Genomic DNA, 23254 nt, shown 5'->3' with positions numbered 1-23254 from the left:
TTCGGGCGCTCAGATCAGACGGGGCGCGATCTCGCCGGCGAAGACCGCGGCGGGAGCGGTGAGATGGCATCGGGAACGATGGGCGCCGTCGCCGGCGCGAACGGCGAGGTCGGGCAGCACCGTGCGGCAACGGTCGCCGGCGACCCGCGCGTGATACTCGCACCGCGCATGGAACGGGCAGCCGGGCAGCGCCTCCAGCGGGTCAGGCGGCGCGCCCGGGATCGGGTGCAGCCGGCCACCCGCCGGTCCGGACAGCGAGGGCAGGCTCTCCAGCAGGCCCCAGGTGTACGGATGGGTCGGGCTGCCCAGGACGCTGCGCACAGGTCCGTGCTCGACACTGCGGCCCGCGTACATGACCAGGACGTCGTCACACACATCGGTGACGACACCGAGGTCGTGGGTGATGAGGATGACCGCCGAACCGAACTCGTCGCGCAGGCCCGCGATGAGCCCGAGGATCTGCGCCTGGACGGTGACGTCCAGCGCCGTGGTCGGTTCATCGGCGATGAGGAGCTTCGGGTCGTTGACCAGCGCCATGGCGATCATGACGCGCTGGCACATGCCACCAGAGAACTCATGAGGAAAGTCGCCGGCGCGCCGGGCCGGGTTGGCGATCCCGACCCGGCCGAGCATGTCGACGGCGTGCGCGCGGGCGGCCCGCCGGGTCGTGCGGTGGTGCAGCCGGTAGGCCTCGGCGATCTGGTAGCCGACCGTGAGGTACGGATGGAGGCTGGCCCGCGGATCCTGAAAGATCATCGCGGCGGTGTTGCCGCGGTGGTGGCGCAGCTGCTCTTCCGGCATGCCGATGAACTCGCGACCGCCGATCCTGACTGAGCCGGTGATGATGCTGCGCCGCCGGTCATGCAGCCCGAGCAGGGCCAGGCTGGAGGCGCTCTTGCCGGAGCCGGACTCGCCCACGATGGCCAGCGTGCGGCCGAGCTCCACGTCGTAGCTGAGGCCTTGGACGGCGCGGACCATGCTGCCGGCAACCGGGAACCGCACGGTCAGGTCCCGCACTTGAACGAACGGATCAGTCATGCCAGCCGCACCCTCGGGTCGAGCACCGTGTACAGCAGGTCGACCAGGAGGTTCATGGCGACCAGCACCACGGCGCCGACCAGGACACCGCCCATGAGCACGGGCAGGTCGAACTGATTGAAGGCGCGCAACGTGAGCACGCCGAGCCCGGGCAGGCCGAAGATGCTCTCGGTGAAGATCGCACCGGTCAGCTGCAGCGCCAGATCCAGGCCGAAGATCGTGGCGACCGGTGTCAGCGCGGCTCGCAGGCCGTGCCGGTAGACGACCCGGCGCGGCGAGGCGCCCTTGGCCCGGGCGGTACGCAGGTAGTCCTCGCTGAGAATGTCGACCATCGCGGCGCGGGAGTAGCGGGTGTACGCGGCGGCGTTGGCGAGCCCGAGCGTGAGCCACGCGGCGCTGAGCCCGCCGGCCCAGGCGAGCGGATCGTCCAGCAGCGCGTGGTAGGCCGAGCGCGGCAGTGCGGTCGCGTACAGGGCGACGATCAACGCGACCACGAAGTAGGGCACCGAGCTCACCGTGAGGGTGACTCCGACGGTGGCGCGATCGATGAATGTGCCGCGCCGGCGCGCGGCATACGTCCCGGCGAGCACGCCGACGCTCAGGTACACGACGGCCGCACCGACGACGATCGACAGCGTCACGGGCACGGCCTGGGCGAGCAGGGTCGTCACGGGCTGCCCGAGCGTGTACGAATAGCCCAGACACGGCGCCGAGCAGTGCACGACGGTACCGCCGATCATGAAATCCCGGCCGGCGGCGATGCCCGCGACGTAGTCACGGAACTGCACCGCGACCGGTCTGTCGAGACTGAGACTGTGCGTGATCTCGGCGACCCGCTGCGGCGTGCAGCGGTTTCCGCAGATCGCGGCGGCCGGGTCGGTTGGCGCGACGAAGAACAGGGCGAAGCTCACCACGAGGGTGGCCACGATGACACAGACGGCGCTGACGAGCCGTTTGAGGATGTACAACAGCACGGTGTCCTGCCTGGGTGGCTGCCAGGCCCGGCCCGACGAGTTGAACGCCTGACCGGGCCCGGGATCGGGTGGCGGTCAGCCCTTGAGGAACATGCTCTTGTAGTTCGGCATGCCCATGGTGGAGTCGACGAGCGCACCGCCGATGTTGGTGCCGATCACGACGGCGACCTTGAAGTAGTACCGCGGGAGCAGGACGTAGCGGCTCATGATCTCCCGGTCCAGGTCTGCCCACTTGCCGACCGCTTCGTCCGGCGGGAGCGCGGCGATCGCGTTGATCCGGGCGTCGAGGTCCTTGTCGGTGAGCATGCCGAGGCTCTGGCCGTCGGCGATGCTGTGCGTCTGGAACAGCACCGGGAACCAGCTGCTGCCGGAGGGCCAGTCGGAGCACCAGCCGGCCGGCGAGGCGCCGAGGTTCGTCGGGGCGTTGTAGTCGCCGACCTTGCCGCGCAGCTCGGCGGTGGAGACGCCGATCGGCTTGGCGGTGAACCCGGCAGCGGTCAGCGCGTCGGACAGGATCTGCGTGGTCTGCTGGGTCAGCGGCTTGGTGTTGTCGTAGTACCAGCTCACCTCGAAGTTGAGCTTGCCGGCGTCGGTGAGCATCTTCTTCGCCGCGGCGGGGTCGCCGGCGCCCTTGCCGGACAGGCCCGGCAGCGGTTGGTAGGCACGGTAGCCGGGGACGCTCGGCGGCATGATGGTGCTGGATGCCTGCTGACCGTAGTCGTTGAACCCGGAGGCCTTCCACAGTTGGTCGTACGGGTAGGCGACGGCGATCGCCTTGCGGACCTCGAGCGGGATCTTGCGCGAGTCCAGCTGGGTCATCTGGTGGCAGGGGCTGGCGCCCCGCAGCAGCTGGCCGGCCTTGGCACCGGTCAGCTGCGGCACCAGTGAGGCGTCGATGTTCTGGTAGTTCAGCGCGTTGGCGTCGGCGCCGTTGCTGTTGAGCACCTGCTGTTGGGTCTTGACGTCCTGCTCGCCGAACTTGAAGTCCCAGCCGTCGACGTACTGGTGCCGGGCCGGGTCGGTGTTCGCGTCCCAGTTCGGGTTGCGCTTGAGCTTGAGCTGCGCCCCGGGGGTGTAGCTGTCGAACTCGTACGGCCCGGTCGCCATCGGCTTGTTCTTGTAGTCCTGGCGGGTGTCCTTCGCCTTGGGAATCGGCGTGAACAGCGGGTAGCTCATGTAGAACGGCAGGTCCGGGAACGGCTGCGCGAGATGGATGACGAGCGTGCCCGGGTCGGGGGTCTCGACGCCGGCGTACGTGTCGCCGCTGGTGTACGGGCCCTTGTACGCACCGGGCTTCGCCGGGTCGCCGTCCTTGAAGTAGGTCATTTGGTACGTCGGCCCGTTGGGGTACACGTCGTGCGCGAAGGACCGCTTGATGGCGTACGCGAGGTCCTCGACCTTGACCTCGCTGCCGTCGGCGTACTTGATTCCGCGCTGGAACCGGAACGTCCAGGTGAGCTTGTCGGCCGACACGGTGCCGAGATCGGTGAGATCGGAGACGAGCACCGCGTCGCCGTTCGGGCGGATGTCGAACTGGGTGGGGGTACGGAAGACCAGCTTGTCGATCTCGTTGGCGTCGACGTAGTACGTGTCGGTCGGGTCGAAGGTGTTGGGTGTCGGCTGGGAGTACACGGTGATCGTGCCGCCCTTGCGAGCCCCCGGGGCATCCTTCGCGGGTCCCTTGGCGTCGCGGTCCATGATGACCTTGTCGGTGGCGATGGTCGACCTGCCGTCGTCCGCGGAGGTCCGCTTCGACGACGGACTGCCGCAACCGGTGGCCGCGGCGGCCATCACGGCGGCCACCACCACGACCGATCTGACGTGCTTCATGCAATGCCTCGATTTCTGCGGGATGTGTGCGGCCAGCGGTGCGCCTGCGGGTTCTGCGGGATGTATGCGATCAGCGGTGCGCCTGCCGGTTCTGCGTGCGGTCAGCGGTGCGCATTCGGGCTCTGCGTGCGGTCAGCGGTGCGTCTTCGGGTCGAAGGCGTCCCGGACGGCGTCGCCGAGCAGGCTCAGGGTGAGCACGAGCGTGGTGATGCCGAGCACGGGCAGCCAGAGGTACAGCGGATCGGCGCGGTAGTAGTTCTGGGCCGCCGCGACGGTGACGCCCCACGACGGCGTGGGCTCGGTGAGCCCGACCCCGAGAAAGGTCAGACCGGCCTCCGCGACGATGTAGCCGGGCAGCGAGAGCGACGCCGACACCACGACCGGCGCCACGAGATTGGGCAGCAGCTCCCGCAACAGCACGGTGCGGGTCGGCAGGCCGAGGACCGCCGCGGCGGCGACGAAGTCGAGCTCGCGCATCGACAGCACCTGCCCGCGCACCAGCCGCGCAAGCCCGGCCCAGCCGAAGAACGACAACACGACGATCAGGGAGATGAAGCGAACCCTCGCCACCTGTTGTGGCGGCGCCTCCGCGCCACCGGTCACGGACAGCAGCACCGCCGGGGTGGCGATGGCGAAGAGAAGGTACGGCAGGCTCAGCACAAGATCGATGAGCCAGGACACGATCCGATCCAGCCAGCCGCCGACGAAGCCGGCGAGCATGCCCGCGATCAGACCGACAACCGTGGCCACGAGCGTTGCCGCCCCGGCGACCAGCAGCGAGGGCCGGGCGCCGTAAACCCAACGGGCGAACAGGTCCCGGCCCAGACGGGGTTCGACGCCGAACCAGTGCTCGGCGCTCGGCCCGACGGTCGGGAAGCCGTAGTCATCGATGAGGTCCTGATGCAGCGCGGTGGGACTCTGGCCTTCCAGCGCCGCCAGCACCGGCGCGAAGACGGCGACGGCCACGAACAGCACGACGATTCCGACGCATACCATCGCGACCCGGTCGCGACGGAGCCGGCCGAGTGCCATCCGGGTGGGTGACCGGCCCGCCGCCGCGGTGGTGGCGGTGCTGGGCCGGTCGGTTGGTGGACCGGGGTGCGGTCCTTCGGCGGCCACGACGATCGGGTCCATTCGCGGCGCCCTTTACAGTCGGGGGTGGAGGCGGGTTTGTGTGCCGGGGTGTCCGGTGCGGTGCGTGTCGGAGTCTCACAGTGGTTGTCGGTGCGGGGTCATCGTCGGCGGCATAATGTTTCGCTATGGGCATTGACGTGCGGCACCTGCGCGCGATCTGCGTCATCGCCGAGGCGGGTAGTGTGACCGCCGCGGCGGCGCAGCTGAATCTGTCCCAACCGGCGTTGACCGCGCAGTTGCACCGGATCGAGGAGTTGCTCGGTGGGGTGCTGTTCGTGCGGAGCCGTGCGGGCGTGGAGCCGACCGAGCTCGGCCGGCGGGTCCTGAGTCGGGCCCGGGTGGTGCTGAACGAGGTCGACGCGTTTGTCGACGACTTCCGTGAGCCGCACCGGGCGCCGGGGTTCGTCCGGTTCGGCACGGTGCACCTGGCGTGTGCCGCGAGCCTGGTCGACCGGGTCAAGGAGGCGTTTCCGGACACCGAGGTCGCGTTGCGGATCGAGCCGTCGTCGCGGCTGCTCGTGGACGCTGTCACGCATGGGCAGCTCGACGCCGCCCTGATCGGGATCATGGAGGGGTTCGACATTCCGCTCGGTGGGATGTTGGCCAACCGGACCCTGATCCCCCGGTATCCGATCTTCATCGCGTTGTCCGCGACCCACCGTCTCGCCGGGCAGGACAGCGTCGATCTGGCCGATCTGCGTGACGAGCGGTGGGTCGGGCCGCCGGGTCCGGACGACGGCTCGCTCACGTCGCTGCGGCGGGCGTGCCGCGCGGCCGGGTTCGAGCCCGACATCCGCTACGACGCTCCCAGCGGCGCCGGCCAGCCCTTGGTCCGCTCCGGCAACGGCGTCCGGCTGGTCGACCCCACCTGGCCCCAGCCGCCCGGCACCGCCGTCCTACCCCTGCGCGGCGAACCGCAGATCGCCCGTCTCCTCGTCATCTGGCGCCGCGACGCGTTCAGCCACACCGAATGCGAACAGCTCTACCGCGCGGTCACCCACGCGTTCCTCGATCACGTGCCGAACAACCCGGCCTTCGAGCGCTGGTGGAAGGCCAACCCCCAGACACACCCGATCCTGCAGCAGTAGGACGCACCCGTCTGAGCCCTCGGCGAGGCTTGCGCTGCTCGGCTCGCCTCGCCCACGCCCGTCCTGGTCAATTCGACCGACTGGGCGACCTCGGTGACGGCTTCGGCGACCCGGCGCCCCACGTCGGGGGTCTGATCGTGCGCAGGTGCGGTACGTCAACCCATAGCCAAACATTATGCCGCCGGTGATGACCTCACACCCGCGACCACAGTGAGACTCCGATGCGCGTCGGAACGCCCCGCGCGCGACCCGTGCCCGGCAATCCGCCTCCACCCCGACCGCACGTTGCGCCATTGCTGTACCTGGAAGGAATTCAGTTGGGCGAACGGAGATGGCTCCGGGTCGCGGCAGCCACGGTCCTGGCACTTGTCCCTGTGATCACATCGGCGTGTGACGCAAGCGTCGGCGACGGCACCTCCGGCGCTGTCCGCCGGCCGGTCGACGGGTTGAGGATTCTGGTGCCGAACAGCCCGGGCAGCGGCTACGACACCACGGCACGCACGGCGGCGAAAGTCATGCAGGACGCCGGTCTGGCACGGGACGTCACGGTCTTCAACGTCGCCGGCGCCGGCGGCACGACAGGGCTGCGGCGCGTCGTCGACGACGGGAGCGACGAGAACCTGCTCATGCAGATGGGGCTCGGCGTCGTCGGCGCCATCCACACCAACAGGTCACAGGTGACCCTGATGGACACCCTGCCTGTTGCGCGACTCATCGAAGAGATGGAAGCGGTGGTGGTGCCGAAGGATTCGCCGTACGACACCCTGCAGGATCTCGTGACGGCCTGGAAGGCGGATCCCGCAGGGGTTCCCGTCGGTGGCGCGTCGGCGTCGGGCGGGCCGGACCACTTGATGCCCATGCTGCTGGCGCAGGCGGTCGGCGTGGCGCCGAAGAGCGTCAAGTTCGTCAGCTTCGGCGGCGGCGCTGAACTCCTGGCCGCGGTGCTCGGCAACAAGGTCGCCTTCGCGGCCACCGGCATCGGTGAGGTTGCCGAGCAGGCCAGGGTCGGTGAGGTGAAGATCCTCGCGGTGACCGGGGCGCGGCGGACCGGCGGCCTTGATGCACCGACGCTCAAGGAGCTGGGCGTGGACCTGGTCTTCGCGAACTGGCGAGGACTCGTTGCCACGTCCGGTCTGACCGCCGCGCAGCGGCAACGGCTGGTCGACCTCGTGACGAACATGCGCAACTCGCCGGAGTGGAAGGTCGCGCTGGCCACGAAGGGCTGGACCGATGCCTTCATCGCCGGCGACGAGTTCGCCGCGTTCGTGGCGAGCGAGAACGACCGTGTCGCGAAGGTGCTACGAGAACTGGGACTCGGATGAGCGCTGAGGGAGTGCCTTCATGAACATCAGCATGCGGACGGCGCGCCGAGGACAGACCGTCGCACCCGGAAGCGTGGCGGCGGCCAGGGCAAACCTTGTCCGGCAGGCGCGACGTCGTCGCGTCGTGAATCGATCGGCACAACTCGCCGCCTTGACCATGGCGATCGCCGCCTGGCAGCTGGCCGGGATGTACTGGCTCGACTCCTACCTCTACAGCACACCTGCTGCGGTCTGGCAGCGCCTGGTGGAGTGGTTCACCGTCGGCACGCCGATCGGCTCCGTCTGGAAGCAGATCTTGACGTCCCTGTCGGAGTCCGCCGTCGGCTTCGGCGTGGGTGCGATCGCCGGGGTCTCGTGCGGCGTCCTGGTCGGCGCCAGTCGCACGCTCTCGGACTTCTTCGGCCCGTTGATCAGGGCCGCCAACGTCGTTCCCAGCATCGTCCTGGTCACCCTGCTGTTCATCTGGTTCGAGCTCGGCACGTCCTCGAAGGTCGCGACCGTCATCGCCATGGTCTTCTTCGCGACGTTCTTCGCCACGTTCAGTGGCATCCGCGACGTCGACGCGCGAATGCTCCAGGAAGCCGAGCTGTTCGGGGTGGGCGCCGTCGCCCGGATCACGACGGTGATCGTGCCGCTCGTCGCCACGCGCATCGTTGCCGGGCTGCGCTCGGCCGCCGAACTCGCCTGGATCGGGGCGGTCATGGCGGAGTTCATCGGCGGCCGGCAGGGGCTGGGACTGCTGGTTCGCTACGGGGAGGCGACGTTCGACGCGACCGGCGTCCTCGCCGGGATGATCGTGATCACCGTGATCGCGGTCGCCGGCAAGGTTCTCCTGAGCAGCATCGAACGGTGGCTCCGCGGGGCAAACTGAGCGCGACGTCGTGGTCAGCGGTCTGCCGTGGGCGGCATTCACCGAAGCCCGGCAGCGCGGCCTGCTGTCCGCTGTGGTCGAGGCGTTGTCGCCGCAGGGCGCGTTCACCACGTTCGCCTACGTCCACGCACGCCACACCCGAGCGGCCCGCAACCTGCTGCGCTCGCTCGAGTCGCTGTTCGACGAGGTCGTCACCAGCCGAACGGTGTGGACGAACCTTCCACCGGCGCTGGTCTACCACTGCCGCCGACCCACATGAACCGGGGCGGGCGGTCATGAAGGGGCACCGCGACCGCTACGCGCCGGCAAGGGGTGTCACGCCGCACCGCTCAGCGGATCCGGAGGTGCGGCGGGCGGGGTCGGTGGGTGTCGTGGCGTCACCTTGGTGTGGGCGGTGGCCGGTTGCTGGGGTTGAAGAGCTGGTCGGCCGCTGTACCCGTCATGGGGTGTGCGAGGTAGCCGCCGCGGGCGGTGTCGCAACCGACGTCGTTGAGGGCCTCGAGCTGGTCGCGGTGGTCGACGTCGATGGCGGTGACGGTGCGGTCGAGGTCGTGGAACATCGCGATGAGCCAGGCGAGCGTCGTCGTGCTCGACAGGTACGTCGGCAGGTAGGCGTCGATGCCGTCGAGGAGACGCGGGTCGAGGATGACGGTGCTGACCGGGGACTCGGCGAGGTGGGCGGGGCCGCCGGTGTTGTTGACGGCGACGTGGATGCCGGTACGGGCCAGTCCGTCGAGCGTGAAGGCGATGTCGTCGCTGAGGTCGTGCAGCGCCTCCTGGGCGATGGCGAGCTGGAGCCGGCCGGATGGCAGGCCGCTGGCGTCCAGTGCCGCGGTGACGGTGGTGAGGATGGTGGGGTCACGGAGCTGGGTGATGGTGCAGTCGACGCTGAGCATCGGCGGCTCCGGGGTGCTCTGCCAGGTCGCGGCGCGGGCGCAGGCGTCGCGCAGCAGCCGGGCGGCGAGCGGGATCAGGACTCCGACGCGTTCGGCGAGGTCGAGGAACTCGCTCGCGGGCACCGGCCCGAACTCGGGATGGGTCCAGCGTGGTGTGGCGTGCATGCCGACGATGGTGTTGTCGCGCAGCCGGATGATCGGCTGGTAGGTGAGGGTGAGCTCGCCCCGTCCCACGGCGCCGGGCAGTGCGTGGGTGAGCTGGTGGCGCCGGACGTCGAGCGCTTCCCGGGCCGGCGCGAACAGCGTCCATGACGCCGCCGGGTTGTCGTGCCTCGCCCAGGTCAACGCCATCGCCGCGGCGCGGAGCAGGTCGCCGGGGCTGCTCTGGGCGGCGGGGCGCTCCACGATGCCGGCCATGGCGGTGACGGACAGGTCGTGCCCGTCGATCCGGCACGGGTGCCGCAGCAGCGGCAGTGCGGCGTCCGCGGCCTTGATGGCGTCGTCCGGGCCGGTGGTGTCCTCGACCGCCAGGGCGAAGGTGTCGGCGCCGAGGTGGGCGAGGTAGTAGTCGCGCCCGGTGGCCAGGCCGTGCAGCCGGTGCCCGGTGAGCTGCAGCAGCTGGTCCGCCGTGGTGGTGCCGAACGTGTCGTTGATGGCGCCGAACCGCTGGATGTTGAGCAGGCACACACCGATCCGCGCGGTCGGTTTCCCGGCGATGACGACCTCGAGGTAGGCGGTGAACGCCGCCCGGTTCGGCAGACCGGTCAGCGGGTCGTGCAGCAACGCGTGCCGGACCTGCTGCTGCAGGTGCTGCTGGTGGGTGCGCCACGCCACGCGTTCGTCGCGGCCGACGTCCTCCGCCGCACGGCGGATCACGTCCTGCAGCGTGGTGGCGAATCCGAGCGCCAACTGGTCGGTCAGCACGGTGAGCCGGTCCGCGGCGTCCTGTCCGGCGATCCGGAGGTCGGTCAGGAGCCGCAGCCGCAGGACGCGCACGCTCGCCGCCATGATCTGCGGGTCGGACATGCCGCTGTCGACGAGGTCGCGACCGACCCGGAAGCCGGCCTGCGGGTCGGCCGCGGGGCCGGTCACCGCGGTGAGCATCCGACGGGTCAGGGTCTGGAGCACGTGGAGGCGGCGGGCCCGCCCACCGGGCACGAAGTTCGTCCTGGGCAGGCTCCGCTCCCAGACGGCCGCGAACTGCGTGACCTCGCCGGCGGGCTCCCGCAGCGGGTCGGCTTGAGGGCGTGGTTGAATGCCGGTCACAGCTCGCGACTTCTCCCGCCCGACCGCGGGCGTAACCCCGGTCGCGGGTCGCCGGCATCGCGCGTCGCCGACGATGGGCAACGCCTCGTGCAGGGCCTGGTCTTCGCGGGTACCGCCCTCGGCTGCCGCATGCACCTGCCCTTGCCATTCGTGGCGGACGGGAGTTCTCTGGATGCACAGTGTGAACCGCGGCCGGGGTCGCGTACCACCCCGTCCACCCGAACGGGTGAACGACCTCTGGACCTAACCGGTGCTGAGCTTGCGGGCCACACCGCCGAACGCCGACCGCTGTGCGGGATCGTCCGCGTCCTCCGGGTCCGGGTGCCAGTCGCTGATCGGGACCAGGCCGGGGTCCAGCACCTGCCACCCGGCGAGCAGGCCGACCACTTCGGCGGGGGTACGCACGTGCAGTGACGTCGGCGTGCGCTGGTAGAGCCGTCGCACGTTCTCCTGCCCGGCGGCGTCTTCCGCCGGTACTGAATGCGAGACGGCGACGTAGCTGCCCGCCACGGTGGCGTCGGCGAACTCCCGCAGGATCCGCGCGGGGTCGTCCGGGCCGCCGATGAAGTGCAGCACCGCGACCATCAGCACGCCGATGGGCCTGGAGAAGTCGAGCAGGTCGGTCACCGTGGGGTGCCCGAGGATGTCCTGCGGCCGCCGTACATCGCCCTGGACCGCGGTGGCGTACCGGTTGCCGGCCAGGATCCGCTGGCTGTGCGCGACAGCGACCGGGTCGATGTCGACATACACGATCCTCGCGTCCGCGGCCGCGTACTGCGCCACCTCGTGAACGTTGCCCAGCGTCGGGATGCCCGAGCCGATGTCCAGGAACTGCCGGATCCCGTTGCCGGCCAGCCACCGCACCGCCCGGCCCAGAAACGCGCGGTTGTCGTGCGCCAGCTGGATGACGCCCGGCCAGGCGCGCTCGGCGTCCTCGGCGAACCGCCGGTCGACCTCGAAGTTGTGGAACCCGCCGAGCGCATAGTCGTAGACCCGCGCCGCGTTCGGCGTGGTGATGTCGACACCATCAGGCACCCACTCCGGCAACACCGCCAACCCCCTCTGCAGCCACGTCCATCCATCAGCGTGACACACAGGTCACCTTCAGTGGTGCATCCGGGCCGCGGCGACTCGAGGAGCCGGCATCAAACTTTCCAAACTGGAAAGTACTCGCTATAGTTTCCAACATGGAAAGTATTGAGGCACGCGACCAGTTGCTCCTCGCGGAGCGCGCCGCGGCGGCGCCCTACGTCCAGTACCCGCCGACCCCGTGGTGGTATGCCCCGGTCATCGGCGCGTGGACCGCCGCGTTCATCGGATGCTTCACCTGGTGGCGGGACAACGGCGCACTGTTCGCCGCCTCGCTCGCGATCCTGCTCTCGGCCGAGGTGTTGTTCCTGGTCTGGATGCGCCGGCGGCACGGGGCGCTCCCGATGCCCGGCCACGGCAAGCCGCCCGTGGAGATCGCCGCGGTGTGGCGCGGCTACTTCGCCGGCCTCGTGGTCATCGTGGCGCTGGTCGCGCCGGCCTGGTGGTTCGTCGGCGTGCCGGCGGCCGCGGCGGTCGCCTTCGTGCTCGTCACCGCCGGCCTCGTCATCTACGAGCGCAAGTACGCCGTCGCCGCGGGCAGAGTCCGGGACCGGCTGGCGTGATCGGCGACCTCGACCCGGTCATCCACGTCCCCAAGCGGCTCGCGGCGATGGCGATCCTGGCCAACGCACCGTCGGTGTCGTTCCGGTTCCTCAAGGAACAGCTGCAACTCACCGACTCCGACCTGTCCAAGCAGATGTCGGCACTGGAAGCCGCCGAGTACGTCAAGTCCGCCAAGGACGGCCACGGCCGCGGCGCGAGCACGACATTCTCGATGACCCGCACGGGCCGCAAGGCCTACACGGCACACTGCGCGGCACTCCGGGCGCTCATCGATCCCGGTCTGGCTTGACCCCGAGCCCCGGGGCGCTCCCTACATCGTGCAGGACGACCAAGAGTTCGTCACGTGGCGGCTGCCGGGCGCTGATGAGCAGCAGGCAGCCCGCGGCGCTGATCAGCCCGCACAGCAGCAGCGCCGCCCGGTAGCCGAGAGCCTGCGCGGTCGCACCCGCGACGAGGCCGGAGACCAGCGAAGCGGTGATGAACGCGTTGCCGAACAGCGCGGTCGCGCGGCCGGTGGCCTCGGGCATCAGGTCCTGCATGTACGTGATACCCAGCGCGTTGACCGCGGCGATGGCCAAGCCGCGGACCACCTGGGCGACGATCAGCAGCGGCAGGCTGGAGCCGGCCGAAACGAGCACGAAGTACACGACGAACAGCAGCATGCCCAGCAGGATCACCCGCTGCCGGGGTACCCTGGCCGGCAGCAGGATCAGGCTCAGCGCCGCCGGTATCTCCGCCAGCGCGCCCGTGCTGGCCAGCAGCCCCACGTCCTGGTCGGTCCGGCCCAGGGTGCGCGTGACGTACAGCGGCAGCGCGACCGAGCCGGCGCACATCGCGGTGTTGAACAGCATGAAACTGGCCGCCACCAGCAGCACCGGCCGCCGCAACCGGGACGGCGCCCGCGACTGCGGCGCGGTCCGGGGTGTGACCGGCGCCGGGCCCAGCAGCAGCAGCGGCGCCGCGATCAGCGCGAACGCCAGGGATGTCAGCAGCAGCAGGCCGCTGTATCCCCGCCACGCCAGCGCCGCTGACCCGAGGATCGGGCCGATGGCCCAGGCCAACGAGAACACCGACCGCAGCGCCAGCGTTCCGCGTCCCGACGCGTCACCGGACGCCCGGTCCAGGTGGGTACGCGCCAGCGCGAACACCTGCGAGAAGCCCGCCAGGCCGGCGCCGAGCAGGCCCGCCCCGATGACCAGCAGCAGGGCGTAGCTGGTGGTCGTGCTCAGCGCGAGGTACCCGACGGCCGGCGCCAGCACGGCGACCAACGCCGGCCACCGGCCGGCACCGCGGTCGAACCGGCGACCGAGCCAGGACGTCACGAACAGTCCGCTGACGGCGATGACGGAGAGGAACACACCAACCTGCAGCGGAGACAGGCGCGCCCGGTCCGCACCGAACAACACCAGATACGGCCCGATCATGGAGTCGGCAATGCCCAGCAGCAGGACGCAGACCAGCAGGTGCGGCAGCTTCGTCCCGACCACACGCCCCGCGTCGAAGCCCATCTGCATCCACATCCCTGGATCGCGACGGCAGCACCACCCACCACAGTTGCATCGATGATGCTCCATGCAGTATCGGGCTCGCCGAGGACCGTACCAGGCTCACTACCGTCACCGTCACCCCTGACGCACGCTCCGCAGTCCAGGCGTGTCCTCGCGGCGAAACTTACGCGCTGACGCCCGGGGATCCGCCGGCGACGCGGGCGGTCACGTGGACGCCGTCCACCGTGGACAGTGACAGTTCGTCGGTGCCGGTGATGCGGGCCTCCTGGCCGCAGAACAGGGGCCGCATGTTGCGGTGGGTCACCTCGGTCACCGGGGCGGCGTCGCGCAGGCGGACGGTTTCCAGCAGGGCCAGGGTCATCAGCGGTCCGTGCACGACGAGGCCCGGGTAGCCTTCCACACCCATGGCGTAGGCCAGGTCGTAGTGGATGCGGTGGCCGTTGGCGGTCGCGGCGCTGAACCGCATGAGCCGGACCGGGTCCGTGCGCAGCACCCACTCCCCCGGTCGGTCGGCCGGTGACAGCAGCGCGTCGACCGAGGACGCCTCCGGCAGTACGGGTGCCGCTGAGGTCGGGGGTGAGGCCGGGCGGTACACGATGTCCTGGGTCTCGACCACGGCCAGCACCCCGTCCGCGCGGGTGAGGCGGGTCTGCACCGTGGACAGGACGAAGTCGCCCTGCCGGCCGGACTTCGGGGTGGTGGAGAGGACCTCGACGGTGCGGTCGACCGTCGAGCCGACGGTGAGGTCGGCGAGCAGGCGCACGGTGCCGCCGGCGAACATGCGGCGCGGGAACCCGGGCGGGTGCGGCGGCGTCACGTGGCGCGGGTGGCCGTCGGGTCCGGTCTCCCCGGCCGGCGGCCACGTCGGCAGCGCGGCCCAGTGCCACAGCGGCGGCAGCGGGTCGCCGGGGCCGGGCGCGGGCAGCCCGGTGTCGAACAGCGCGGCCAGCGCCTGCACCGGGCCGGCCTGCAGCAGTACCTCAGTCACCGGCTTCTCCTCGCTCCAGCACGCGGCGGGCCCGTTCCACGACCGGGCGGTCGACCATTCGGCCGTCGACGGTCACGACCGCCCCTCCGGCGGCCGCCGCGGCGACGATCCGGGTCGCCCAGGCCGTCTCGTCCGCCGACGGGCGGAACGCGGCACGGACGAGGGGGACCTGCCGCGGGTGGATGCACAGTTTGCCGGTGAAGCCGAGGCCGCGGGCGTAGGTGACATCGTCGGCGAGCAGCGCGTCGTCGGACAGGTCGGTGGTGACGCCGTCGATCGGGCCCGGCAGGCCCGCCGCCGCGCTCGCCAGGACCAGCGTGTGCCGGCAGGTGGCCAGCGCCGACCGGTCGGCGGGATCGACGCCGAGCTGGGCGGCGAGGTCGAGGTGGCCGAACGCCAGCCGGGCGACGCCGGGGACACGGGCGATGCGGGCCGCGTCGAGCACCCCGGCCGCCGTCTCCACGAGCGCGATCACGGCGGGTGTACTGCCCAGCCGGCCGGTGAGATCCTCGATCGCCGACGGGTCCTCGGCCTTCGGCAGCATGACGGCGGCGTCCATGGTGGACAGTGCGGCGACGTCGTCCGCGTGCCACTCGGTGCCGATGGCATTGATCCGCACCGCGGCCGGGTTGCCGGCGGCCAGCCAGGCGAGCGCCGCCGACCGGGCCGTGGCCTTGTCCTGGGGTGCGACCGCGTCCTCGAGGTCGATGACGACGGGAGCGCCGGTGCCGGCCGCGCGGTCGAAGCGCTCAGGGCGGCCGCCGGGCACGAACAGCACGCCCGCGGCTCGGGCGATCCGGTCGGCGATGGCGGCACCGGTCATGCGGTCACCGGCCGGCGTCCGGGCTGCGACGGCGACGCCGCCGGCACCTGGGCGGTGAACCAGTCGGCCACGGTGCCCGGGTCGGCGAAGGTCACCGCCGGGTCGGCGGCGAGCTCCTCGACGACCTCGAAGAACCCGCCGACGCGGTGCGGCACGCCCAGCAGGTGCGGGTGCATCGGCAGCGCCAGGACCCGGGCGCCGCCCTCGGCCCGGGCCTCGGCCTTGAGGACCGCGACGGTGTCCCGGACCCGTCGCACGTACTCCGGCATCGGCTGGTGCTCGACCGCGACGACCACGCTGTCGTTGAGCTCCAGGTTGTACGGCAGGGCCAGCAGCGGCGGCGTGGTGCTCATCCACAGTGGATGGTCCGCGACCGCCCAGTCGAGCACGTAGTCCACGCCGAGCTCGGCCAGCACCTGCGGGGTGTGGACGGTCTCGGCCAGGCCGGGGCCCATCCAGCCGCGCGGGCGCCGGCCGGTGCTCGCGGTGAGCAGCTCCAGCGACTCCCGGATCGCGGCGCGTTCGTCGGGGGCGCCGGTCACCGCCTCCTGGCGCACGCCGTGGGCGACGAACTCCCAGCCGGTGTCCAGCAGCAGCTCGAACACCGCCGGGTAGTCGGTGTGGATGGCCGCGTTGACGCTCAGCCCGACCGGCAGGCCGCGGCCGGCGAAGCCGTCCACGAGCCGCTCGATGCCGGCGCGCAGGCCGTAGTCCACCCAGCTGTAGTTCGGCACGTCGGGCACGTTGTCGCGGCCGTGCGGGGCGGTGAGCAGCTTGCGTGGCATCGGCCGGTCGAAGGGCCACGACTCCACGTTGAGGATCGGCATGAGCACCAGGTCGGCGTCGTCCGGGCCGGTGAGCCGGGGCAGCTGGGCCGGCAGCTGGTGCGGTATCCACGTCATCGCGACTGTGCTCCTATCGGGTCTGGCCGCCGTCGACGGTGATGCTGGTGGCCACGAGGTGCGCCGCCCGCGGCGACAGCAGGTAGGCGGCGGCCGCGGCGACGTCGGCGGGCTCGGCCGGGTGGCCGGCGGGGATCTGCGCGTCGAGGGTCGCCGCCGCGGTGGCCTCGTCGACGCCGGCGGTCGCCGCGCGGTGGGCCAGCAGCGCCGTGTACCGGCCGGTGCGGGTCGGGCCGGGGTGCAGCCCGGCGACGCCGATGCCGTGCGGCGCGAAGAAGCGGCCGGCGCTGGCGACGAGGCCGTCGAGGGCGGCGTTGATGGCGGTCGAGGTGACCATGCCGGGCGGCGCGTCGCGGGCCGCGTTGCCGGCGACGAGCACGATGCGCCCGCCGTCGCCGCCGCGCATCAGTGCCGCCGCCGCACGCATCACCCGTACCGACCCCAGGAACTTGGTGGTGAACGCCGTCTGCCAGGCGGTGTCGTCGATCTCGTCGAACGTGCCGATCGGGGTCGATCCGACGCAGGCGAGCAGCCCCCACAGCGGCGCGTGCCGGGCCGCGGCGGCCGACAGCGCGGCCACGCCGTCGGTCGTGGTCAGGTCGGCGGCGACGACGGTGACCTCTGGCGCGCCGGCCTCGCGGGCCTGCGCGGCCAGCGCCTCGAGGCGGCCGGGGTCGCGGGAGGCCAGGAGGAGCCGGGCGCCCTCGGCGGCCAGTTGCAGGGCGGCGGCCCGGCCGATGCCGGCCCCCGCGCCGGTGACGGCGACGAGCCGGCCGGCGAGCTGCAGGTCCATCAGGCGTCCCTCCAGAGCGCGGTGAGGTCATCGGTGGTGCAGACGGTGGCGTAGCGGTGCCGGGCCGTTTCCAGCGTGGCCTCGTGCAGCGGCACCGACCAGGAGCCGCAGGCGTCCTCGGGCAGCACGACGTAGTAGTCGGCGCTGAACGCCTCGCGGGCGGTCGCCTCGACGCACACGTTGGTGGAGACGCCGGCGCAGATCACGGTGCGCGTCCCGGCGGAGCGCAGCAGCAGGTCCAGGTTCGTGCCGGCGAAGGCGCTGTAGCGGTACTTCTGCACGACCACGTCGTCGCCCTCGGGGGTGAGCTCGTCGATGATGCGCTGCCCCCAGCTGCCCTGCACGCACAGGTCGGTGACGGAGAACGTGGCCCGGGACCGCGCGTCGAGCCACGGTCCGGAGTCGCTGGCGTGCTCGGGCAGCGTGGTGTGCTGCGCGTGCACCACGAGCAGCCCGGCCGCCCGCGCCGCGGTCAGCAGCCGGCGCATCGCCGGGATCACCCGCCGGCCGTGCTCGAGGGACCGGCCGCCGCGGGTGGCGGTCTTGCCGCGCGGGTCGAGGAAGTCGTTGCACATGTCGACGAGGACGAGGGCGGTGTGCGCCGGCTGCACTTTCTGCGCGAGGGTGCCGAGGATCTGCGGTGTCATGCCCGGACCAGCTCGCGCAGGTCGCCGCCGGGGGCGTCGACGTTCATCGCGGCCCGCCAGCGGCGCGCGGCGCCGTCGTCGCCGAGCACCGGCACCGTCAGCAGCCGGAACTTGGCCTCCAGCTGGGCGTCGGTCATCGGTGCGGCGACGCTGCCGGTGGCGTGCTGGACGGTGAACGTGTGGGTGACGCCGCCCGGCAGCCACACCTGGACCCGGCACGCGTCCTTCGGCATCGCCGGGTCGGTGACCGCCTCGACCTTGCGCCGCAGCCCGACCACCTGCGGGTCCGTCGCCCGCGCGTCGGTGTACTGCGCCGGTCCGGCCCCACCGTCGAGCATCCCGACGGCGAAGCAGTGGTACACCGAGAACTTGCTCTGCAGCCCGTCCACGGGCTCGCGCACGCCCATCACCTCCAGCACGACCGGCCGGACCGTCGCCACGACCCGTTCGATGTCCGCGGCCGGCAGCCCGGCGTCCCGCGCCGCGATCGCCGCGTCGATCACCGAATGGGAGACGATGCCGCAGCTGTACGGCTTGAAGGCGTTCTCCTCGACCTCCCAGCCGTCGCCGAGGCGCTCCAGCGCGGCGTCCGGGTCGTAGGCGGGTGCGAGCGCGGCGGCGAGACCGGTGGGCGCGCCGAACGGGTCGGCGGCGCCGGTCAGCCCGGCGCGGGCCAGCAGCGCCGCCTGCAGCCCGTCCGCGGCTGACCGGCCGACATGCAACGCCTTCGTCATCGAGCCGAGCTGCTCGGTGACGCCGGCGGCGAGCGAGCCGGCGATCGCCAGGGCGTGCCGGGTCTGCTCGGCGTCCAGCCGCAGCACCCGGGCGGCGGCAGCGGCAGCGCCGACGTGCCCGGCGGTCCCGGTCACGTGCCAGCCGCGGTCGAAGTGCCCGGGCCCGAGCGCGATGCCGACCCGGCTGCCGACCTCGATCCCGGCCACCACGCCGGCGAGCACGTCGCGGCCGTCGGCGCCGACGAGGGCCGCGGCGGCGAGGGCGGCGCCGACGACCGGGGCGCCGGGGTGCAGCACGGTGCGCAGGTGCGTGTCGTCGAAGTCCTCGACGTGCATGGCGTACCCCATGAGCAGCGCCGCCGCGTATCCGGACACGGTCCCGCCGCGCCCGGCTACGGGCACGTCGCCGCGCAGCCCGAGGTCGCGGAGGGTCTCGGCGACTCCCAGCACGGCGGGGTGGGCGGCGGCGTCGACGGCGAGGCCGACGACGTTGGCCAGGGCCCGGCGTCCGGCGTGGCGGGCGCTCTCGGGCACGGCGTCGAGATCGAGACCGCTGGAGAAGGCGGCCAGCCGCGCCGCGAGATCCGGTCCGGCGGGCACCGGTCGGGCGGGCACCGGCGTCGCCTGCTCCTGGGGTTCCAGGACGGTCCAGACGGTGCCGAAGCCCTCCAGGAGGGTGGCCGCGGCGGTGCGGTCGCCGTAGGCGAACAGCAGACCGCGTGGCCCTTCGAGGGCGGTCGGTGACGCCGTGACGCCGTGGCCGGCCAGTGCGGCGGCGAGCACGCCCGCGGCGGCGGCGAACCCCGGCGTCAGGTCGCCCAGCGGCGTCCCGTCGTGCACCCGGTGGCCGCCGGTGAGGCTGGCCGCGATGCACAGGGCCGTGGTCAGCCGGTCCTGCGTGGCGCCGCCGGCGAGGCAGGCGGTCACGGCCGCCCCGAGCACGCCGACGCTGCCCGCCGGGTCCCAGACGGCCGCGTGACGGGGTCCGAGCGCGGTGGCGAGCCGCACGGCCAGTTCGGCGCCGATGAGGACGGCCAGGGCCGGGTCACGGTCGGCGGCGGGTCCGGGGACGGCGGTGGCCGCAGCCGCGCACACGCGCCACGCCCATGCCGGCCCCGCGGGCCCGTCCTGGCGGTGCCGGTGCTCGGGCAGGGCCCCGGCCAGGAGGGCGGTGGTGAGCGGGTCGGTGGCGTCCGGGCCGTACGGCGTCTGTGCGGCGATGCGGTGCAGCGCCGGCGCGGGCGGTGCGCCGGCCGCTGCGAGGGCCGCCTTCGCGGCGGCCAGTGCGGACGCGTCGACCGGCGCGGCGCAGGTGCGCAACACGCGGTCGGCGAACGATGATGCGAGCACGCCCCACCCCTAACACTCAACTACAGTGCTTAAGCGAGGTTAACTACTTAGGGACGGCACGTCCAGGACGGGTCGGTCACAGCGCCACCCGGGCGGGCGCGTCAGGCCGGCGTCGCCGCCTTGGCGGTGCGGCCGGGCTTCGCCGCGGCCTCGTCGGCCGACGCGAGCTGCAGGCTGGCCCGCAGGCTCTCCCCCACCGGCGATCCGGCCTTGATCCCCACGAAGAACGCGAGCACCACCAGTGCCGCCTGGCGCTGGTCGTCGGTGAGCTGGCGGTGGAACAGCGCCGCGTGCGCCTGGACCTGCTCGTTGATCTCGGCAAGCACCGGGCCGACCTCGGCGGTGGCGACCACGCGGGTCATCCGCTTGTCCTGGTCGGTGCGCTGCCGCTCGACCAGCCCGCGCCGCTCCAGGTCGCGGACCAGGCGCGAGGCGAACGCCGGGACCACGTCGAGGCGCTCCGCCAGCTGGCTGACCGTCAGCGGCTCGTCCATCACGCCGAAGATCTGGATCAGCGCCTGGTGCGCCAGCGGGTCGAACCCGTGGTCGCGGGCGGCGTCGTCGACGATGCGGATCACCTTGCGGATCACGTAGCGGGCGGTGGCGACGGCCTGCACGTACGTCTTCTGATCGGTGACCTTGTCCTGGCCGTTCTGCACCCAGGCAGCCAGCGCGATCTCGGTCTCGTTCACGTGCGTTCCCCTTCACCGTGCCCGGTTGAGCCTCAAGTATCACACTAGGAATAAGTACCCAGGATCATTATGCTGATGGCCATGGTACCTCCGGCAGCCATCCGCAATAAATGGGGCGTCATCATTCCGTCGACGAACATCATGGTCGAGCATGACCTTGCCATGCTCTGCCCGTCCGGCGTGACCTTCCACGCCGGGCGCGCATACATCAGTAAACCGTCGATGGCTTCCGACGCCGACGCCAAGGCCCTGCTCGACCAGATGGACGCGTCGTTCGACGTGGCCCTGCGCGACGTGCTGACCCTGACCCCCGACCGCATCGTCATCGCCATGTCGGCCGAGGTGATGCGGCGCGGCGTGCGGGGCGGCGCCGAGTTCGTCGACGCCGTCGCCCAGAAGGCCGGCCTGCCCGTCACCACCGGCCCGGCCGCGGTCATCGCCGCGCTGCGGCGCATCGGCGCGACCCGCATCGCCGTGCTGACCCCGTACCAGCCCGAGTCGGACCGGCTGACCAGCCAGTACATGCGGGAATGCGGCTTCGACGTGGTCCATGTCGAGGGTCTGCGGCGCACCTCCGCCACCGACATCGCCGAGACCACCCCCGGTCAGGTCATCGCCGGACTGCGCGCCCTGGCGGCGCACCGCCCCGACGCGCTGGTCGTGGTCGGCACCAACCTGAGCGCGGTGAAGCTGGCCGCCGAGGCCGAGCACTGGCTGGGCCTGCCCACGGTCGCCATGAACGCCGCCACGGTCTGGCACGCGCTGCGCGAGTCGGGCATCACCGACCGTCGCGCCGACGCCGGCTTCCTCCTCCGCGACTTCTGACGGCCACCCAAACGCCGGCCACCCCGAACGGCGGCCACCCCGAACGGCGGCGGCGGCACTGGGACGCACCCGGTGCCGCCGCTGCTCTCTGGCGTCTGGTTAGCGCAGCGCGGTGAACGTCCAGCGGCGGGAGCTGGCGTACCAGGGCAGCGCCGCCACCTCCGCCCGCTTGGGGGCGCGGCCGGCGGCGGCGCGCTCAGGACCGTCGAGCACCTGCAGGTCGGCCAGCTCGTGCAGCACGAAACAGTTGCGCTCCCCCGCCGGGACGTCCGGTGCGAGCAGGCGGCGGACGCGCAGCCACGACGGAGCGGCCAGCAGCAGCGGGGTGTGCTCCGTGTCGTACCAGTCGTCGAACTGGGCCAGCCCCGACGGCGGTACCGCGAAACTCACCATCAGCAGGAAGGCACCGGGGGCGGACGCCGGACCGGAGTCGGCGCGCACCTCGCACAGCGGGCCGCCGTCGACGGGGTCGTGCGGGACCAGGGCCAGGCCGTCGGCCGGGTCGTCGACGGAGATCCAGCGTTCGACCAGTGGCAGCGTCCCGACCGGGCCGCGCAGCAGTGTGATCACCAGCGTGTCCTCATGTTGACCGCCTTCACCTCGGCGTACGTGCGCAGCTCGTCCAGGGTCTCCTCGCGGCCCAGGCCGCTGTCCTTGACACCGCCGAACGGCTGCCCCCAGTAGTGCCGGCTCACGTCGTTGACCCAGACGTAGCCGGTGTGCAGGCCGCGGACCACCCGCATCGCCTGCCGCAGGTCGTTGGTCCACACCGCGCCGGTGAGCCCGTAGTCGACCGCGTTGGCCTGGGCCAGCACGGTGTCCACCGAGGACCAGCGCAGGACGGAGACGACCGGGCCGAAGATCTCCTCACGGGCGATGCGCATGTGCGGCTCGACCCGGTCGAACAGCACCGGCGGCTGGAAGAACCCGCCGGACAGGCCGGGATCCGCACCCGTGGCGACGATCCGGGCGCCCTCACCGCGACCGGCAGCGACGTAACCGGCCACCCGGTCGCGGTGGGCGGCGGAGACGAGCGGCCCCATGGCGGTACCGTCGACATAGGCCACACCCGGCACGAACCGGGCGATGCGCTGCTCCACGGCGGCGACCACGGCGTCGTGGACGTCCTCATGGACGAAGACCCGCGACGTGGAGCCGCACGACTGCCCGGCGCAGCTGTCGAGGTTCATGCCGGCCACGACCGCGTCGGCGACGGCCTCCACCGGCGCGTCCGGGAACACGATCATCGCGTTCTTGCCGCCGAGCTCCAGCGACACGTGCTTGACCGCGCTCGCCGCCGCGGCCCGCTGGATCGCCAGCCCCGTGGCGACGCTGCCGGTGAAGCCGATCCGCCGGATCAACGGGTGGCCGACCAGCGCGGCTCCGGCCTCGGCACCGCCGGTGACGACGGTGAACACGCCCGGCGGCAGCACCTCCTGGGCGATCTCGGCCAGCCGCAACGCCGACAGCGGGGTCTGCTCGGCCGGCTTGAGCACCACGGAGTTGCCCATCACCAGCGGCGGCAGCATCGCCTTGATCGCGAAGTACGCCGGGTGGTTGTAGGCGACGATGCGGGCCACCACGCCGAACGGCTCGTATTCGGTGAAGTGCAGGTCCCGCGGGTCGATCGGGATCGTGGCGCCGCCGGTCATCCCGGCCACGGCGGGCCAGGTGACGAACTGGTGCAGGCAGCGCTCGACGTCGGACAGCATCGCCGGGAACGGGTTGCCGCCGTCCAGCGCGTCGAGCATCGCCAGCTCGTGCCGGTGCTCGCGGACGGCGGCGCCGAGCGCCTCCAGCAGCCGGCGGCGGCCCGGCACGCCGAGGTACGGCACCCGGTACCTCAGCCAGCTCGAGTCGCTGCTGCGCCGGACCGACCGGTTCATCCGGTTCACCACGGTGGCGAGCTGGCGCAGCGAG

The 23254-nt window shown here is 71.9% G+C and carries 23 protein-coding genes; 7 read left to right on the top strand and 16 right to left on the bottom strand.

Annotation, left to right across the window (positions count from 1 at the left end; all coding sequences use genetic code 11):
* Positions 1-9: 9 nt before the first annotated feature.
* From ABZ321_RS52990 to ABZ321_RS52975, 4 genes are all read right to left on the bottom strand, one after another.
* A complete protein-coding gene (locus ABZ321_RS52990; protein WP_344500453.1) occupies positions 10-1038 on the bottom strand; it encodes an ABC transporter ATP-binding protein in 1029 nt (342 codons plus the stop codon).
* Complete coding sequence (locus tag ABZ321_RS52985; protein WP_354904013.1) at positions 1035-2012, bottom strand: ABC transporter permease; 978 nt, start codon at positions 2010-2012, stop codon at positions 1035-1037. Before ABZ321_RS52985 ends, ABZ321_RS52990 begins: the two co-directional genes overlap by 4 nt.
* Positions 2013-2087: 75 nt before the next feature.
* The gene (locus ABZ321_RS52980; RefSeq protein WP_354904012.1) at positions 2088-3842 is read right to left on the bottom strand and encodes an ABC transporter substrate-binding protein; all 1755 of its coding nucleotides are present in this window, start codon (positions 3840-3842) and stop codon (positions 2088-2090) included.
* 132 nt (positions 3843-3974) lie between these two features.
* Positions 3975-4976 (bottom strand): ABC transporter permease, encoded by a 1002-nt coding sequence (locus tag ABZ321_RS52975; RefSeq protein ID WP_344500447.1) that lies wholly within the window; start codon positions 4974-4976, stop codon positions 3975-3977.
* 125 nt (positions 4977-5101) lie between these two features.
* On the opposite strand from ABZ321_RS52975, the gene ABZ321_RS52970 reads away from it, so the two are divergent.
* The 4 genes from ABZ321_RS52970 (at position 5102) to ABZ321_RS52955 (ending at position 8516) form a co-directional block, all read left to right on the top strand.
* A complete protein-coding gene (locus ABZ321_RS52970; protein WP_354904010.1) occupies positions 5102-6064 on the top strand; it encodes a LysR family transcriptional regulator in 963 nt (320 codons plus the stop codon).
* A gap of 293 nt (positions 6065-6357) precedes the next feature.
* On the top strand, positions 6358-7386 hold the full coding sequence (locus ABZ321_RS52965; RefSeq protein WP_344500443.1) for a tripartite tricarboxylate transporter substrate binding protein: 1029 nt from the start codon (positions 6358-6360) through the stop codon (positions 7384-7386).
* Between the two features lie 124 nt (positions 7387-7510).
* On the top strand, positions 7511-8257 hold the full coding sequence (locus ABZ321_RS52960; RefSeq protein WP_344500441.1) for an ABC transporter permease subunit: 747 nt from the start codon (positions 7511-7513) through the stop codon (positions 8255-8257).
* A gap of 10 nt (positions 8258-8267) precedes the next feature.
* Entirely contained in the window at positions 8268-8516 is a 249-nt protein-coding gene (locus ABZ321_RS52955) for a hypothetical protein (RefSeq protein WP_354904009.1), read from the top strand.
* 118 nt (positions 8517-8634) lie between these two features.
* Here the strand turns inward: ABZ321_RS52955 and ABZ321_RS52950 are convergent, their stop codons facing one another.
* Positions 8635-10419, bottom strand: coding sequence for an EAL domain-containing protein (locus ABZ321_RS52950; RefSeq protein WP_354904008.1), 1785 nt, complete (start codon positions 10417-10419; stop codon positions 8635-8637).
* Between the two features lie 243 nt (positions 10420-10662).
* Complete coding sequence (locus tag ABZ321_RS52945; RefSeq protein WP_354904006.1) at positions 10663-11469, bottom strand: SAM-dependent methyltransferase; 807 nt, start codon at positions 11467-11469, stop codon at positions 10663-10665.
* A gap of 137 nt (positions 11470-11606) precedes the next feature.
* Here ABZ321_RS52945 and ABZ321_RS52940 point away from each other — a divergent pair, with 137 nt between their 5' ends.
* Together ABZ321_RS52940 and ABZ321_RS52935 are read left to right on the top strand one after the other, a co-directional pair.
* A complete protein-coding gene (locus tag ABZ321_RS52940; RefSeq protein WP_344500433.1) occupies positions 11607-12071 on the top strand; it encodes a hypothetical protein in 465 nt (154 codons plus the stop codon).
* On the top strand, positions 12068-12361 hold the full coding sequence (locus tag ABZ321_RS52935) for a transcriptional regulator (RefSeq protein WP_344500431.1): 294 nt from the start codon (positions 12068-12070) through the stop codon (positions 12359-12361). The genes ABZ321_RS52940 and ABZ321_RS52935 overlap by 4 nt, the downstream gene beginning before the upstream one ends.
* Here ABZ321_RS52935 and ABZ321_RS52930 read toward each other — a convergent pair.
* The 8 genes from ABZ321_RS52930 to ABZ321_RS52895 all read right to left on the bottom strand — a co-directional run bounded on the left by ABZ321_RS52930 (position 12339) and on the right by ABZ321_RS52895 (position 20509).
* Entirely contained in the window at positions 12339-13592 is a 1254-nt protein-coding gene (locus ABZ321_RS52930; protein ID WP_354904004.1) for a sugar efflux transporter, read from the bottom strand. The genes ABZ321_RS52935 and ABZ321_RS52930 overlap by 23 nt on opposite strands.
* Before the next feature lie 151 nt (positions 13593-13743).
* Positions 13744-14568 (bottom strand): hypothetical protein, encoded by an 825-nt coding sequence (locus ABZ321_RS52925; protein ID WP_354904003.1) that lies wholly within the window; start codon positions 14566-14568, stop codon positions 13744-13746.
* Positions 14561-15391 carry a CoA ester lyase gene (locus tag ABZ321_RS52920; RefSeq protein ID WP_354904001.1) on the bottom strand — a complete coding sequence of 277 codons (831 nt, stop codon included), beginning with the start codon at positions 15389-15391 and terminating at the stop codon, positions 14561-14563. Before ABZ321_RS52920 ends, ABZ321_RS52925 begins: the two co-directional genes overlap by 8 nt.
* Entirely contained in the window at positions 15388-16293 is a 906-nt protein-coding gene (locus ABZ321_RS52915; protein ID WP_354903999.1) for a hypothetical protein, read from the bottom strand. The genes ABZ321_RS52920 and ABZ321_RS52915 overlap by 4 nt, the downstream gene beginning before the upstream one ends.
* 13 nt (positions 16294-16306) lie before the next feature.
* Positions 16307-17086, bottom strand: coding sequence for an SDR family NAD(P)-dependent oxidoreductase (locus ABZ321_RS52910; protein ID WP_354903998.1), 780 nt, complete (start codon positions 17084-17086; stop codon positions 16307-16309).
* Positions 17086-17733, bottom strand: coding sequence for an isochorismatase family cysteine hydrolase (locus tag ABZ321_RS52905; RefSeq protein ID WP_344500419.1), 648 nt, complete (start codon positions 17731-17733; stop codon positions 17086-17088). The genes ABZ321_RS52910 and ABZ321_RS52905 overlap by 1 nt, the downstream gene beginning before the upstream one ends.
* Positions 17730-19817, bottom strand: coding sequence for an MmgE/PrpD family protein (locus ABZ321_RS52900; RefSeq protein WP_354903997.1), 2088 nt, complete (start codon positions 19815-19817; stop codon positions 17730-17732). The genes ABZ321_RS52905 and ABZ321_RS52900 overlap by 4 nt, the downstream gene beginning before the upstream one ends.
* Before the next feature lie 101 nt (positions 19818-19918).
* Positions 19919-20509 (bottom strand): MarR family transcriptional regulator, encoded by a 591-nt coding sequence (locus tag ABZ321_RS52895; protein WP_344500415.1) that lies wholly within the window; start codon positions 20507-20509, stop codon positions 19919-19921.
* 81 nt (positions 20510-20590) lie between these two features.
* Between ABZ321_RS52895 and ABZ321_RS52890 the strand changes: the two genes are divergently transcribed.
* Complete coding sequence (locus ABZ321_RS52890; protein WP_354903995.1) at positions 20591-21334, top strand: arylmalonate decarboxylase; 744 nt, start codon at positions 20591-20593, stop codon at positions 21332-21334.
* Positions 21335-21433: 99 nt separating this feature from the next.
* Here the strand turns inward: ABZ321_RS52890 and ABZ321_RS52885 are convergent, their stop codons facing one another.
* Both ABZ321_RS52885 and ABZ321_RS52880 read right to left on the bottom strand, forming a co-directional pair.
* A complete protein-coding gene (locus ABZ321_RS52885) occupies positions 21434-21904 on the bottom strand; it encodes a hypothetical protein (protein ID WP_344500411.1) in 471 nt (156 codons plus the stop codon).
* The coding region (locus ABZ321_RS52880; protein WP_354903994.1) for an aldehyde dehydrogenase family protein at positions 21901-23254 on the bottom strand (1354 nt) is incomplete at its 5' end. The genes ABZ321_RS52880 and ABZ321_RS52885, both read right to left, overlap by 4 nt.

The sequence above is a fragment of the Dactylosporangium sp. NPDC006015 genome (assembly GCF_040614215.1).
GTDB classification, from domain to species: domain Bacteria; phylum Actinomycetota; class Actinomycetes; order Mycobacteriales; family Micromonosporaceae; genus Dactylosporangium; species Dactylosporangium maewongense.
This window is presented reverse-complemented; position numbering and strand designations above follow the sequence as displayed.